General features: G+C 69.3%; 15 protein-coding genes and 2 tRNA genes. 2 read left to right on the forward strand and 15 right to left on the reverse strand.

What is annotated here, in order from left to right; translation table 11 throughout:
- Positions 1 to 505 precede the first annotated feature (505 nt).
- Positions 506 to 715 carry a hypothetical protein gene (locus ABD191_RS27815; protein ID WP_425560896.1) on the forward strand — a complete coding sequence of 70 codons (210 nt, stop codon included), beginning with the start codon at positions 506 to 508 and terminating at the stop codon, positions 713 to 715.
- Here the strand turns inward: ABD191_RS27815 and ABD191_RS27820 are convergent.
- From ABD191_RS27820 to ABD191_RS27850, 7 genes are all read right to left on the reverse strand, one after another.
- Complete coding sequence (locus ABD191_RS27820) at positions 712 to 1,509, reverse strand: carbon-nitrogen hydrolase family protein (protein WP_344088573.1); 798 nt, start codon at positions 1,507 to 1,509, stop codon at positions 712 to 714. The genes ABD191_RS27815 and ABD191_RS27820 overlap by 4 nt on opposite strands.
- 22 nt (positions 1,510 to 1,531) lie before the next feature.
- Positions 1,532 to 2,377, reverse strand: a complete 846-nt coding sequence (locus ABD191_RS27825; RefSeq protein WP_344088575.1) for an EamA family transporter — start codon at positions 2,375 to 2,377, stop codon at positions 1,532 to 1,534.
- 70 nt (positions 2,378 to 2,447) lie between these two features.
- Positions 2,448 to 3,743, reverse strand: coding sequence for an ATP-dependent Clp protease ATP-binding subunit ClpX (gene clpX, locus ABD191_RS27830; RefSeq protein ID WP_344088578.1), 1,296 nt, complete (start codon positions 3,741 to 3,743; stop codon positions 2,448 to 2,450).
- A 146-nt stretch (positions 3,744 to 3,889) separates the two neighbouring features.
- Positions 3,890 to 4,552, reverse strand: a complete 663-nt coding sequence (locus ABD191_RS27835) for an ATP-dependent Clp protease proteolytic subunit (RefSeq protein ID WP_344088581.1) — start codon at positions 4,550 to 4,552, stop codon at positions 3,890 to 3,892.
- A gap of 12 nt (positions 4,553 to 4,564) precedes the next feature.
- Positions 4,565 to 5,209, reverse strand: a complete 645-nt coding sequence (locus ABD191_RS27840; RefSeq protein ID WP_344088584.1) for a ClpP family protease — start codon at positions 5,207 to 5,209, stop codon at positions 4,565 to 4,567.
- A gap of 153 nt (positions 5,210 to 5,362) precedes the next feature.
- On the reverse strand, positions 5,363 to 6,715 hold the full coding sequence (gene tig / locus ABD191_RS27845) for a trigger factor (RefSeq protein ID WP_344088587.1): 1,353 nt from the start codon (positions 6,713 to 6,715) through the stop codon (positions 5,363 to 5,365).
- Positions 6,716 to 7,254: 539 nt separating this feature from the next.
- Positions 7,255 to 7,328 (reverse strand) — tRNA-Pro (locus ABD191_RS27850).
- A gap of 121 nt (positions 7,329 to 7,449) precedes the next feature.
- Between ABD191_RS27850 and ABD191_RS27855 the strand changes: the two genes are divergently transcribed.
- Positions 7,450 to 7,523 (forward strand) — tRNA-Gly (locus ABD191_RS27855).
- Between the two features lie 90 nt (positions 7,524 to 7,613).
- Here the strand turns inward: ABD191_RS27855 and ABD191_RS27860 are convergent.
- From ABD191_RS27860 to ABD191_RS27895, 8 genes are all read right to left on the reverse strand, one after another.
- Positions 7,614 to 8,795, reverse strand: a complete 1,182-nt coding sequence (locus tag ABD191_RS27860) for a tyrosine-type recombinase/integrase (RefSeq protein WP_344088590.1) — start codon at positions 8,793 to 8,795, stop codon at positions 7,614 to 7,616.
- The gene (locus ABD191_RS27865) at positions 8,795 to 9,073 is read right to left on the reverse strand and encodes a helix-turn-helix domain-containing protein (RefSeq protein WP_344088593.1); all 279 of its coding nucleotides are present in this window, start codon (positions 9,071 to 9,073) and stop codon (positions 8,795 to 8,797) included. The genes ABD191_RS27860 and ABD191_RS27865 overlap by 1 nt, the downstream gene beginning before the upstream one ends.
- A gap of 51 nt (positions 9,074 to 9,124) precedes the next feature.
- Positions 9,125 to 10,888 carry a replication initiator gene (locus tag ABD191_RS27870; protein WP_344088596.1) on the reverse strand — a complete coding sequence of 588 codons (1,764 nt, stop codon included), beginning with the start codon at positions 10,886 to 10,888 and terminating at the stop codon, positions 9,125 to 9,127.
- Positions 10,885 to 11,694 carry a DUF2637 domain-containing protein gene (locus ABD191_RS27875; RefSeq protein WP_344088599.1) on the reverse strand — a complete coding sequence of 270 codons (810 nt, stop codon included), beginning with the start codon at positions 11,692 to 11,694 and terminating at the stop codon, positions 10,885 to 10,887. The genes ABD191_RS27870 and ABD191_RS27875 overlap by 4 nt, the downstream gene beginning before the upstream one ends.
- Before the next feature lie 167 nt (positions 11,695 to 11,861).
- Positions 11,862 to 12,170 (reverse strand): hypothetical protein, encoded by a 309-nt coding sequence (locus ABD191_RS27880; protein WP_344088602.1) that lies wholly within the window; start codon positions 12,168 to 12,170, stop codon positions 11,862 to 11,864.
- Positions 12,167 to 12,556: a hypothetical protein gene (locus tag ABD191_RS27885; RefSeq protein ID WP_344088604.1), complete on the reverse strand. Its 390-nt coding sequence runs from the start codon at positions 12,554 to 12,556 to the stop codon at positions 12,167 to 12,169. Before ABD191_RS27885 ends, ABD191_RS27880 begins: the two co-directional genes overlap by 4 nt.
- Positions 12,553 to 12,876: a hypothetical protein gene (locus tag ABD191_RS27890; RefSeq protein ID WP_344088607.1), complete on the reverse strand. Its 324-nt coding sequence runs from the start codon at positions 12,874 to 12,876 to the stop codon at positions 12,553 to 12,555. The genes ABD191_RS27885 and ABD191_RS27890 overlap by 4 nt, the downstream gene beginning before the upstream one ends.
- The coding region (locus ABD191_RS27895) for a DUF6197 family protein (RefSeq protein WP_425560897.1) at positions 12,873 to 13,107 on the reverse strand (235 nt) is incomplete at its 5' end. The genes ABD191_RS27890 and ABD191_RS27895, both read right to left, overlap by 4 nt.

Consider the following 13,107-nt stretch of genomic DNA (forward strand, 5'->3'; position numbering starts at 1 on the left):
TTCAATGGCACTGGCATATCAAGCACCCTGTTGAGTTCTCAAAGAACAAACACCCTCTGCGTTCCTGAGCCGCATCCGCGACCCGCTCTCGCAGGGCAACTCCCCTACCTTACCCGACCGACTTCGCGTTGTCAACCAGTTCTCACTGATTGGTTCCGCATCGCTCGGGGTTCCCCAAGCGCGCGCAGCACACCGTAGTGTTTTGCTGTCACTCGGGGGGAGCCGCAACCCGGCCGGTCCACCTGATCGGAGGTAACCTCCGCGGTGATCCGCCCGGCTCGTTGCCGGCTCGGCTACTCTACCCGATTCGCTCCGCCGTTTCAAACCGGCTTCGCATCTTCAGGTTCGCCGGGCCTCGCTCGCGCTCGTCCCGACTCGCCCGGCAGCTGCCGCCACCAGGCTGTTCGTCCCCGGTTTCGCTTTCGCTCACCGGAGCCGTCGAGAACATTAGCGGAACCCGTGTTGGGATTCCAAATCGGGGTCCCCGGGGCGGGATGATGGTCCTGTGACGGATGTGGTGGCGGCCGAGGGCCTGATGGGTCTACTGAGTCCCGCGTGGCAGGCCGCCATCGCGTTTTGCCTGCTCGGGGTCCTGCTGCTCGGCCTGGCCAAGCTCGCTCGCCGCGGCCCGACGCGCATGACGAACGCGATGGTGGTCACCGCCATGGTGATCGTCGTGATCACCGCGCTGACCGTGCTGGCGCAGCTGCTCTAGCCGAGCCGCCGGTTGGCCACGCTCGGCACGACCTGGCGGACCTGCGCCACCCGGCCCATGTCCAGATCCGCGACCGCGATGCCCACCGTGTCCGGGACCTGCGCCACCACCGTCCCCCACGGGTCGATGATCATGCTTCGACCGAAGCAGCTGCGCCCCGGCTCGTGGTCGCCGATCTGCCCGGCCGCCACCACGTAGCACTGGCTCTCGATCGCCCGCGCCCGCAGCAGCACCTCCCAGTGGTCGCGCCCGGTGTGCGCGGTGAATGCGGCCGGCACTAGCAGAACCCGCGCGCCCGCGATGGTCAGCCGTCGGTACAGCTCCGGAAAGCGCAGGTCGTAGCAGATGGACAGGCCCACGTCGACGCCGTCGACGGCCACGGTCACAACCTCGTCGCCGGGCGCGACCGTCGCCGATTCGCGGTAGGGCGCCCGCCCCGGGATCTCAACATCAAAAAGATGGATCTTCCGGTACGCCGCGGCGAGCGCGCCGCCGCGGTCGAAGACGAGGGAGGTGTTGTACGTGTGGGCAGCGTCGGGGCCCGCCTCATGGAACGACCCGGCCGCCACCCACATGCCGTGCCGGGCTGCGGCCGCGGCGAAGAACTCCGCGAACTTACCGTCCACGGGCTCGGGCTTGGGCTCGCCGTCGGCGGGACCGAGATAGTCGACGTACTCCGGCAGGACCGCCAGGTCCGCGCCGGCGTCGGCCGCGCGGGCGAGCAGGTCCGCGGCAACCGCCAGGTTGGCGGCGCGATCCGCGCGCGAGTTGAGCTGACACACTGCGACCCTCATGGCGAGATCGTAGTGGCTGCGCTCAGATCGCGGTGAGGACGAGGGCGGCGGCCGCCAGCGCCAGTCCAACTCCCTGCCAGGGACGGATCCGTTCCCGGTCCACAACCAACGCGAGCAGGACGGTCGCCACCGGATACAGGGCGGCGACCGGGGCGACCACGCTGAGCGGCCCACTCCGTGCGGCGAGCAGGTAGAGCGCGTTGGCGCCGACGTCGCCGATCCCGGCCGCGAGCACCCACGCGCCCGTACGAGCCGGCAGGCGCAGCGATACCCCCAGCCGGGCCATGAACAGCAGGCCCACTGTGATCGAGCACACGCGCGCACCGACGAGTGGCCACATGCCCGAATCGTCGTGGGCCTGTGCCAACAGGACGAAGAAGACACCGAAGAGGGCGCCCGAGGTGAGCGCGAGGACGAGCACCCGCGGACCGACCGGCGTCGCATGGTCCGGCGCGGAGGGGCCGACGCTCACCAGGCCGATCGCGACGACAGCGCAGACCGCCCCGGCCAGCGGGACCACGTCCGGGACGCGCTGGGAGACCAGGCCGACGATCATCGGTACGACCGCGGAGGTCACCGCGGTGACGGGCGCGACCACGGCCGCGTTGCCGGTGGCGAGGCCCTGGTACAGCAGGACAAGTCCGATGATGCCGGCGATGCCGGCCGCGCCGCCCCACGCGAGGTCGGTGGCGTACAGGGTGCCCGGGAAGAGGAACACGACGGCGCCGAGCAGAGCCGCGCCGGCCAACTGGGCGCGGACCGTGACCGCCCAGGCGCTGGCCAGGCGGGTCGCGCGCCCGCCACAGTAGTCGGCAGACCCCCAGACGAGGGCGGACAGCGCGGCGAGGGCCACTGCGAAGGCGGGCATCCGAGGGATGCTCAGGTAATGCGCGGCTGCCGTCAAGGCCGCTGACGGAGGCGCCGATCACCCGCCTCGGTCAGGCGGACTTCTCCTCGCGGCGGTGCCGCTCGGCCCGGCGGTTGGCGATGCTGCGCGGCACGATCGTCGGGTTGACGTTCTCGAGGACGACCTCGCGCGTGATGAGCACGCGGGCGACGTCGGGGTTGCTCGGCACCTCGTACATCACGGAGAGGAGTACCTCTTCCATGATCGCGCGAAGGCCGCGCGCACCCGTGCCGCGCCGGATCGCCTGGTCGGCAATCGCCTCGAGCGCCTCGGCGTCGAACTCCAGCTCGACGCCGTCAAGTTCGAAGAGCCGCTGGTACTGCCGGACGAGCGCGTTGCGGGGCTCCGTGAGGATCCGCACGAGGGCTTCCCGGTCAAGGCTGCGCACGCTCGTGAAGACGGGCAGCCGGCCGATGAACTCCGGGATCAGGCCGAACTTGATCAGATCCTCGGGCATGACCTCGGCGAACACGTCGTCCGTGTTGCGCTCGGTGATGCTGCGCAGGTTGGCGCCGAAGCCGAGCCCCTTCTTGCCGACCCGCTGCTCGATGATCGTCTCCAGGCCGGCGAAGGCGCCGCCGCAGACGAAGAGCACGTTCGTCGTGTCGATCTGAATGAACTCCTGGTGCGGGTGCTTGCGGCCGCCCTGCGGCGGCACGTTGGCGACCGTACCCTCAAGGATCTTCAACAACGCCTGCTGGACGCCCTCGCCGGACACGTCACGGGTGATCGAGGGGTTCTCCGACTTGCGGGCGATCTTGTCGATCTCGTCGATGTAGACGATGCCCGTCTCGGCGCGCTTGACGTCGTAGTCAGCCGCCTGGATGAGCTTGAGGAGGATGTTCTCGACGTCCTCGCCGACGTAGCCGGCCTCCGTCAGGGCGGTGGCGTCGGCGATCGCGAACGGGACGTTGAGCATCCGCGCGAGCGTCTGGGCCAGGTGGGTCTTGCCGCATCCGGTGGGGCCGATGAGCATGATGTTGGACTTGGTGAGCTCGATCTGCTCGCCGTCGCCGCGTTGGCCGGACGACTCGGCCTGGACCCGCTTGTAGTGGTTGTAGACCGCCACCGCGAGGGCCTTCTTGGCCTGGTCCTGCCCGACGACATAGTCGTCGAGGAACTGGCAGATCTCCATCGGCTTGGGCAGGTCATCCCAGCGGACCTCGGCCGACTCGGCGAGCTCCTCCTCGATGATCTCGTTGCAGAGGTCGATGCACTCGTCGCAGATGTAGACCCCTGGGCCCGCGATGAGCTTCTTGACCTGCTTCTGCGACTTGCCACAGAACGAGCATTTCAGTAGGTCGCCGCCGTCGCCGATCCGTGCCACCTACGTTCTCCCTGCCTCGCCCGGCCGCTGCCCGTCGCCTCGACGTTACCTGGTTGGGGGCGATTCTCCGACCCCAGACCGCCTTCACATTTCCGGTGTGTCCGCCGCCCCTGCTCAGCGTGGCTGGCGGACACACCGGAAGGAGATCAACTGACCGAACCGGCAGTGACCGTGGTCTTCTTGCGGTTCGTCATGATCGTGTCAATGAGGCCGTACTCCTTGGCCTCCTCAGCCGTGAGGATCTTGTCGCGGTCGATGTCCCGACGGACCTTCTCGATGGGCTGGCCCGTGTGGGTCGCCAGCATCGTCTCCAGCTGGGTGCGCATGCGCAGGATCTCCCGGGCCTGGATCTCGATGTCCGAACCCTGCCCGTAACCGCCCTCGGTGGCCGGCTGGTGGATGATGATCCGCGAGTTCGGCAGGGCCAGCCGCTTGCCGGGCGCGCCGGCCGCGAGCAGGACCGCGGCCGCGCTGGCCGCCTGACCCATGCACACCGTGGTGATGTCCGGCCGGACGTACTGCATCGTGTCGTAGATCGCGGTGAGCGCGGTGAACGACCCGCCCGGGCTGTTGATGTACATGGTGATGTCGCGGTCGGGGTCGGTCGACTCCAGCACCAGCAGCTGCGCCATGACGTCGTTGGCCGAGGCGTCGTCCACCTGGACGCCGAGGAAGATGATGCGCTCCTCGAACATCTTGTTGTACGGGTTGGACTCCTTGACCCCGTACGACGTGCGCTCGATGAACGACGGGATGATGTAGCGGTTGTGGACCTCGCGCAGCGCGGGAGGCAGAGACAGGTCGGTCATGATCGGCTCCCTTTAGCTCCGCGTCCCGGCGCCCTCCGGAACCTGGGTGGCTCCGGTGATCACTTTGTCGATGAAACCGTAGTCGCGCGCCTCCTCGGCCGTGAACCAGCGGTCGCGGTCGGAGTCCGACTCGATCTGCTCCGGGTTCTGGCCCGTGTGGAACGCGACGCGCTCCTGGAACATGCGCTTCGTGTAGAGCATCTGCTCGGCCTGGATGGCGATGTCGGCCGCGGTGCCGCCGATGCCGCCGGACGGCTGGTGCATCATGATCCGCGCGTGGGGCAGAGCGTACCGCTTGCCCTTGGTGCCCGCGCAGAGCAGGAGCTGGCCCATGGAGGCCGCCATGCCCATCGCCACGGTCGCGACGTCGTTCTTGACGAACTGCATGACGTCGTAGATCGCCATGCCGCTGTAGACCGAGCCGCCGGGCGAGTTGATGTAGAGCCAGATGTCGCGGTCGTCGTCGGCCGCGAGCAGCAGCAGCTGCGCGCAGATGCGGTTGGCGACCTGGTCGTTGACCTCGGTGCCGAGGAAAATGATCCGCTCCTTGAGGAGCCGGTTGAACACCGAATCGTCGAGGTTGCCGGCTAGCTGGTCGCCGCCCCGGGCGGATGGGCCCCGCCCGATCGGCGCGGCGGGGATGTGCAGGTCAGTCATGGCAGCCCCTTCGCCCGTCGAGTCCTTGCTGTGGTGCCGGCCGCGTGCGCGGCGCGGTTTTGCTGATCCGACCCTAGCCCGTGGATCCGACTCCGCACCGGTGCGGGCGCACGTGTTCGCTGTGAGCGCACCGCACCGGTCGGGCGGTCGGGGTCAGGAGGAGTGCTCGAGGCTGTGCGCGTCCGTCTCGGCCCCACGCAGCTCGTCGAGGCTCATGGGCGTGCCGGCCGAGTCCTTGATGGTGACCTTCTCCAGCACGAGCGCCAGGGCCTTCGAGCGGCGCACGTCGCCGTAGACGGCGCCGGCCGTGCCGTTGCGGACCAGCTGGTCGTAGTACTGCTGAGGGGCGACCCCGGCGCGCTCGGCGCGGTGGACGATCTCGTGGCCGAACTCGTCGTCGGTGACCTGGATGTCCTCGGCGTCGGCGAACGTGTCCAGCAGGAGCTGGATGCGGACGCCCTCGGCCGCCGCGGTCGTCAGGTCGGTGTCGAGGTCTTCCTCGGTCTTGCCCTCCGAGGACAGGTACTCCTCCAGCGAGGCGCCGATGCGCTCCAGCTGGTCGGCCATGGCCTCCTTGCGGTAGCGCACCTCCTCGCGGACGATGCCCTCCGGCGCCGGCACGTCGGCGGCGGCGACGAGCGCCTCCAGGGCCTTGTCGCGGGCGGCGTAGAGCTGCTCGACCCGCTTGACCCGCGACAGGCGCGTCACCAGGTCGGCGCGCAGCTCCGCCAGCGTGTCGAACTCGCTCGCCAGGGACGCGAACTCGTCGTCGATCGGCGGCAGCTCGCGCTCCTTGACCGTACGCACGGTCACCGAGACGTCGGCGTCGCGGCCGGCGTAGTCGCCGCCCACCAGCTGGGTGGTGAAGGTCGCGGACTCGCCCGCCGACATGCCGGCCAGGGTGTCGTCCAGGCCCGGCAGGAGCTGGTTGCTGCCGACCTCGTGGGAGAGGTTCGTGGCGGACCCGCCCGGGACCTCCTCACCGTCCACGGTCGCGGCCAGGTCGATCTGCACGAAATCGCCCCGCTGGGCGGCGCGCTCCACGGTCTTGAGGGTGGCGAACCGCTGGCGCAGGCCGTCGAGCTGGGTGTCGACGTCCTCGTCGCTCACCTCCGCCTTGTCGACCGTGATCTCGACGGTCTCCAGCGCGGGCAGCTTCAGCTCGGGGCGCACGTCCACCTCGGCGGTGAACTTCAGCGGCTCGCCGTCACCGAACTCGGTGATCTCCACGTCCGGGCGGCCCAGCGTCTTCACGTCGTGCTCGCGCACGGCGGCGAGGATCTGGGTCGGGATGGCCTCCTGAACGGCCTCGGTCAGCACGGTGCCCCGGCCGACCCGCTGGTCGATCACGGCGTCCGGGATGCGGCCCTTGCGGAAACCGGGCACGTTGACCTGGCCGGCGATGGCGCGGTACGCCTTCTTCAGGCTCGGCTCGAGCTCAGCGAACGGCACCTCGATGGCGAGCCGTACCCGGGTCGGGCTCAGGGTCTCGACGGTGCTCTTCACAGGCGTACTCCTTGTGTGATCATCATGATCGGTTCAGGTTGCGTAGACCGGCATGAGTGTAGGCGGGCACGCGCCCGCCCCGCGCGGCGACGCCCGCGCTGTGCCGGGGCGCCGCACACGACGACCGGGGCGCCATAGGACGACCGGCCGACGGTCCACGACGGCGAGGTCAGACTATCGCGGCCACCCCGGGGCCCCGCGCGGTGTCGGCCGGATCGCCCATCCGCGCGGCATGTTGATCTTCCTGGGCTCCGGACCACCCGCCCCCCACCTACCGCCCGAAGTAGCGTTCGCCTCTTCCTCACGCGGTCCGCGTGATCACCACACTAAGGGCAATCACGTACCGAATTACTCGCCCAATTCGGTACGTACGGCCAATCTCCAAGGCCGCTTCCCCGGCGGCCCTCCGCCCGGAAGCCTCATAAGTTCCTCCGGGTGAGCGGGCCGCAGCGTATGCGCACCAGGCGTGGAGGATGTTTGATAGCGAAGACGACGACACACCTAGAGTCCCATTATGTGGACTCCTAGGTGATGATTTGTCGGGGTGGCGGGATTTGAACCCACGGCCCCTCGCTCCCAAAGCGAGTGCGCTACCAAGCTGCGCCACACCCCGTGGCCGGAAGAAGTGTACGGGTCGACCCGCCCACGCCGCTTGTCGGATCCCACGCCGTGCGTCCCGCTTCAGCCCAGCGGCGCACACCCGCTACTCTTGACCCGGCCCACCCGTGGGCCACGCGGGCGTAGCTCAATGGCAGAGTCTCAGTCTTCCAAACTGATGGTGCGGGTTCGATTCCCGTCGCCCGCTCCACTCGTTCCACCGCTGGTCAGAGCCCGTATGAGGCTGAGCAGCCAGTTAGCGAACCTCATCATCAACTCACCTCGTGCCATTAGCGTGCCATTAGCCGACCGGGACCAGGGCGCCGGCAGCGCCGTCGTCCGGGTCGACCTTCTTGTCCTTGGCAGCCTTCTTGCGGCGGGCGATCCGCTCGTCCATGCCGGCGGCGATCTCCCGGTCACGCTCGCTGGTGGCGTGCTGGTAGATCAGCGCCGCCCGCATGCTCGCGTGCCCCATCCGGTGCATCAGCTCCCGCGTGCTGGCACCCGAGGCCGCCGCCAGGGTGTTACCGGTGTGGCGCAGGTCGTGGAACGTGAAGTGCGCCGGTAGGCCTGCCCTGACGCGGGCCGCCGCCCAGCTCGTCGCGCGCAGGAAGTTCGACGAGCGCAGCACGGCGCCCTTCTCCCCCGTGAACACCAGCGAGTCCGGGTCGGCGCCGGTGAATTCGCCCAGATGCGCACGCAGAGCTGCCACGGCCGCCGCCGGCAGGGTGACCACCCGGGCTCCGGCCGCCGACTTGGGAGGACCGAACTCCATCCGCTTGCGAAGCTGCGCCACCTTGCGCGGCACTCGCACCGTGGCCGCGTCGAGGTCGACGTCACAGCGCCGTAGCGCCGACAGCTCCCCCCACCGCAGACCGCTGAACGCGGCGACGAGGACCAGGGCGACGAACCGGGGCGGCATCAGCTCGGCCAGGCCGAACACCTGGTCGACGTTGGCCACCGGCCGCTCCGGCGTGTGGTACGTGTCGTAGCCCTTGATCCGGCACGGATTCACCCGGATCATCTCGTCTTCCTTGACCGCCGTGTTGAGGATCGCCCGCAGCAGCGTGTAGGACTTGACCGCCTGCGGCTCGGTCACGCCGTCGCGCAGCAGCGCCGATCGCCACGTACGGATAGTCTGCGGCTTGATCTCGTCGAGGTTCAGCCCGCCGAGCCGAGGCCGGATGTAGAGGCGGAACAGGTCTTCGTACAGCTCACGGGTTCGCGGCGCCAACTTGCGCTCCGCAATCCACCGCTGGCCGTACTCGCCCAACTCCACCTCGCCGGCCTCCGGTGCCGTCCAGGTGCCCCGGATGATCTCCGACTCGATCAGGGTCAGCCACTTGCCGGCGTCGCGATCGTTGGCGAACGTGTTTGGTGCCTTGCGCTCCAATCCGTCCGGGCCGACGTAGCGGGCCTGGTAGCGACCCGACGGCAGCTTGCGCACGCTGCCGAAGCGGCGGCGTCCCTTGCGGTTGGCCATCACGCCACCGCCCGAAGGCGACGCCGCAGCTCCGCCCGACTCAGCGGCACGACCCGGTTGCGCTCGATGTACTCATCCACGGCCGCCGGCTCGAACCGCACCAAGCGCCCGACCTTCACGTACGTGATGCGACGCTCGGCGACCAGGCGACGCACGAAACGCGGCGTAGCGCGCAGTCGCGCAGCAACCTCATCGCCCGTCAGCAGGTCGGCCGGGTCGATGCCCGCCGCCTGCACACGCGGCCCGCCGGCTGACGGGTCCTGCTCTGCCGAACGCATGTCGTTCCTTCCCTCGCTTTTGGTGTCAAGCTCGGCTTGACGGTGTTCTTGCTAGTTGTTCAGGGCTGCGTAGTGCTGTCGTGCGGCGTCTTGGTGTTCGCGGGCGAGGGCGGCGGAGGTGGTGGCGAGCATGGCGTCGGCGGGGGTTTGCCAGCCGGCGCCGACGAATTGGAGGAAGTTCACGACCAGCACGGTCGGCTGTTCCGCCACGGCCCCGTCTCGGCTCGGACCGGTGGATTCGTTGCGGCGGAAGGTGATGCGCTGGTCGCGGATGAATCGGAACGTGATGGAGTACCGCGACGACTTGGTGAGGAAGTGCCCGCCGTAGCCGAGCATGTGCGCCCACCGGCGCAGCAGCGTGAACCGGTTGGCCGCCTTCCGCGCCGTGCTCGTCGGCCGCGGCCTGTCGGGGGTCGCGGCCAGTGGGGTACACCGGGGGCAGGAGTTGAGTCGGGTCGTGCCGTCGCAGTCCGGACACGTCCACCGGGCACCGGCCCGCCTGACTGGCTTGGCCGTGCGGCCGGCCGGGACGGTGCGGGTCTGCCGGCTGGTGGGGCGGCCGAGACGCCAGCACGCGTCGATGAGCCGTTGGATGTGGTCGCCGTCGGGGTCGGCGTACACGTCGACGGTCTCCGGGGTGAGCCGGCCGGACAGATGACCGGTCGCCTCGGTGGACTTCGTGGCGTACTTGGCCAGGTAGCCGGCGACCACGCTGTCACTGATCGACCCGTCACCGGCCAGGGCGATCGTGCGGGGCTCGTACTGCTCGCCCCAGGCGATCACCCATCCGCCCGGCCGGTCGGGGTGCGAGCGGGTCCGGAACCGGGTGTGCATGGTGGCGTAGCGCATCGCGTCGTGCAGGTCGTCGACGGTGAATCCGGCCGGTGGCGGCACGATGGCGTCCAGGTCGTCGGGGTCGATGCCGTCCAGGCGCAGCACGCTGTGGAAGTGCACGGCCGCTCGCGCTTGCAGCTCGGCGACCTTGCCGTGCCCGATGCGCACGGGTGGGATCCACGTGATGCGGTCCTCACCGACCGTTTTGGGGATGCGGGGGATGCCGCGTGCGTCGGCGAGGTGGCCGAGGTAGCGGTCTGCGGCCTGCTTGGTGCGCCGCCACAGTTCGCCGGAGAAGATGTTCCACACGACCTGGTGGTCGTGGTCGTAGCAGTCCAGGCACAACGGGGTGCCGAGCATCCGGTCGGTCTTGTCGTGCCGGGCGAAGCAGGCCAGGGGCCGCCCGTGCTCGCAGCGGGGGTTGTCGCGGCGGGCGTGGCACGGGTCCGGCCGGCAGTCACACCGCTTGCGATCCGCACACGTGTGGCGGCCATTCGGCACACGGCGGGTGTGGACCTCACCGAAGGACGGGGCGGTGTGGGTGGTGAAGATGGCCGGATGCTGCGACACCCGCTCCGGCACGCCCTTGCCGCCGAGCAGCCCGGTCCGCACGACCTCGTAGGCGTCACGCTGGTAGACCTTCGAGCAGGACGGGCACACGGTCTCGCGTCGGTTGCCGCACGGCTTGTAGAGCACTCCGTCAGGCATGGTCGCCGTGTCGACCGAGGACAGCAGCCGCCCCGTGGCCGCCTCGACGGTGGTCATGGTGCCGGCCAGGCGGATCGGGCTGGTGCACGTCGCGGCGCCCTTGACGTTCTCCAGCCAGTCGGGGAAGTCGTCGCGGATCGCGCGGGCGATGGCCTGCCGGCGCAGGTCCGAGGATCGGGCCAGGAGGGACAGGCCGAGGGGGTCTGGCTCGGCGGCCGGGGCCGCACCCGAAGCGTTGGCTTCGGGTGCGACGGTCAGCGTCGAGACAGTCACCGGGCGCTCGCTGCGATGCGACGGCCGTTGACGGGTCGGATTTGCTTGGTCGGGTCAGTGTCGGCGTTGACGGCGGCTAGGAGCTGGGCGGCGTAGTCGGTGCCTTTCTGCATCCGTACGGCGAGCTTGCCCGTCGTGATCGGCGTGCCGTGCTCAACCTGGTACTGTTCGGCGATCTGACGCGCCTTCGCGAGGTCCTCGGCGGTGACGGTCGGCTGTGCGCGTTGTGCAGCGTCCGGGCCGGTGACAGGAGTGTCGGTGGCGGAGGGTGCCAACGGTGCGGGCGACGGTGTCGACGGGATCTCGCGGGTGCGGTCGGTGCGGGCAGCCGGGTCGGTCTTGGCGGCCGGGCGGCGGTCGATCGTGATACGGGGCTGGGTGGCGATCCGGGTCGCCAGCTCGGCCGGCGTCGGAACCGGTTGCGGTTGCGGCACGACGACCGGGGTCGGCTCCACGACGGGGGCCGGCACGGTAGTCGGTGCCGGGGTCGGGTCCACAGACGTCGTTGGCTGCGGAGCGGCGGAAACGGTTGCGGTTACAGGGTTGTGGGTGTTGGTGGTGCGGTGGCTGGTCGCGAGGATCGCGGCCGTAGCCATAATCATCAAGCCGTCCACGGCCAGGGGGCCGAGTACGGTCACGATCGGTTCTTCGCCGTAGTGGGCGAGCAGTCCGGACAAGTGTCGGTAGGACACGAACGCGGCCACCAGGGCGACCGGGAGTAGCCCGACCCACCGTGTGGCGGTCCAGCCGAACTGGCGCGGCCACGGGGTACGGACCAAGATTTCGATAGCGATGAACAGGAACACCGGCCACACGATCGAGATGACGACCGCGCCCGGTTCAGGAGCCCACGGGCCGACATGACCGGCGGGCGGGATGAACGAGTGGGCGACGTTGGCCGCGACCGAGACCAGGGCGCCGAGGGCGGCTCCGGTCTTGGCCCAGCCACGCCCACGCGCGGGGTTGTTGTTGGTCATGGCATGACCGCCGCGAGGATGCCCTCAACGAGGGTTGCCACGGCACCCGGGCGGTACGGTGCGCTGATCTTTATGACGGACAGTGCTCCGTTGTCCGGGCGGCCCCAGATGGTGGGGAACGCGAGCTCGACGCCTTCAGTCGTGAAGTCGATCCATACGAACTTCGCGATCAGCTGGTAAGCGCCGTCGTAGAACAGCTCCAGTTCCCCCGACGCCCGCCCATGGCGCAGCATCTCGTAGACGGTGTGCGCTTCGGCACGTCGCACGGCCGCGACACGCGGATCCGCGATGACGATGTTGCTCATGACGTCGAGTCCTTTCCGTTGATGAGGTCGAGCAGGGTGGGGCCACGGTCAGGGCTCGGCGTGTGTCGGGCCGACCTGCTGACCGGGGCGCGCTTGGGGCGCGTCTTGCGGTTCAGATCCAGGTCGGCGGTCTGGTCAGGGGTCAGCCGGTCCAGCGCTGAACGGTTCTCGGCGTGGCGGCGGATGAGTAGGGGACGCACCACCTGGTTGGTGGGGCAGTCGGTGACTGCGTCGGGGTAGGCGAAGCCACATCCGGGGCACCGCGACTTCGCGGGCACACCGGGGTGGTGATCGGCGTACACGTCGACGAGCAACGCGACGGTGACCAGCAGGCCGGCGGACAACAACCGTCGGTCCAAGCCGGTCGTCGGGGTGGTGTCGGTCATGCCGCACCGCCCGAACCGTTGCCGTAGCGCATCTGCGCCGCCTGCCGGGTCACCCCGAGCCGGTCGGCGATCTCCGCCCACGAGTAGGCGTGCGGTTGCTGCCGCAGTCCCGTGATGGCCTCGCGGGTTACCGCGTCGACCTCAGCGGAGAGAGCGGCAAGAGACCGCAGGGCCTCGATGTCACCAGCGGCGACCCGACGCGCGTACGCGCGCAGGATCCGCCGGGCGAACGCGTCAAAGGCGCTGGTCTCCACGGCCCGCTTGCCACGCTTGGGCGTCAAGCCGGCCTTGACGGTGTTCTCCGGTGTGGTGTCGCTCATGCGGCACCGCCCCGGATGCGCTCCCACTCCTCAGCCGCGCCGCGCAAGGCGACGATGACGTCAGAGGCCCAACGTCCCGGGTCGTCGTTCCAGCCGGACACGATCTCCTCGTCGAAAGCGAGACCGGCCAGGTCGGTGGGCAACGCCACACCGTGGTTGAGGACCAGGAAGTCGGCGAAGTAGCGCACCGTCTCGGTGAACTCGACCGTCACGTCCAGGGCGGACATGCGG

It is taken from the genome of Luedemannella helvata, from assembly GCF_039528415.1.
GTDB lineage: Bacteria > Actinomycetota > Actinomycetes > Mycobacteriales > Micromonosporaceae > Luedemannella > Luedemannella helvata.

Excerpts from the sequence above, each read along its gene's own strand:
- ABD191_RS27860 (WP_344088590.1), bottom strand. The coding sequence starts at position 8,795 with ATGGCCAACCGCAAGGGACGCCGCCGCTTCGGCAGCGTGCGCAAGCTG.
- ABD191_RS27880 (WP_344088602.1), bottom strand. The coding sequence starts at position 12,170 with ATGAGCAACATCGTCATCGCGGATCCGCGTGTCGCGGCCGTGCGACGT.
- ABD191_RS27820 (WP_344088573.1), bottom strand. The coding sequence starts at position 1,509 with ATGAGGGTCGCAGTGTGTCAGCTCAACTCGCGCGCGGATCGCGCCGCC.
- ABD191_RS27825 (WP_344088575.1), bottom strand. The coding sequence starts at position 2,377 with ATGCCCGCCTTCGCAGTGGCCCTCGCCGCGCTGTCCGCCCTCGTCTGG.
- ABD191_RS27865 (WP_344088593.1), bottom strand. The coding sequence starts at position 9,073 with ATGCGTTCGGCAGAGCAGGACCCGTCAGCCGGCGGGCCGCGTGTGCAG.
- ABD191_RS27840 (WP_344088584.1), bottom strand. The coding sequence starts at position 5,209 with ATGACTGACCTGCACATCCCCGCCGCGCCGATCGGGCGGGGCCCATCC.
- ABD191_RS27890 (WP_344088607.1), bottom strand. The coding sequence starts at position 12,876 with ATGAGCGACACCACACCGGAGAACACCGTCAAGGCCGGCTTGACGCCC.
- ABD191_RS27885 (WP_344088604.1), bottom strand. The coding sequence starts at position 12,556 with ATGACCGACACCACCCCGACGACCGGCTTGGACCGACGGTTGTTGTCC.
- ABD191_RS27835 (WP_344088581.1), bottom strand. The coding sequence starts at position 4,552 with ATGACCGACCTGTCTCTGCCTCCCGCGCTGCGCGAGGTCCACAACCGC.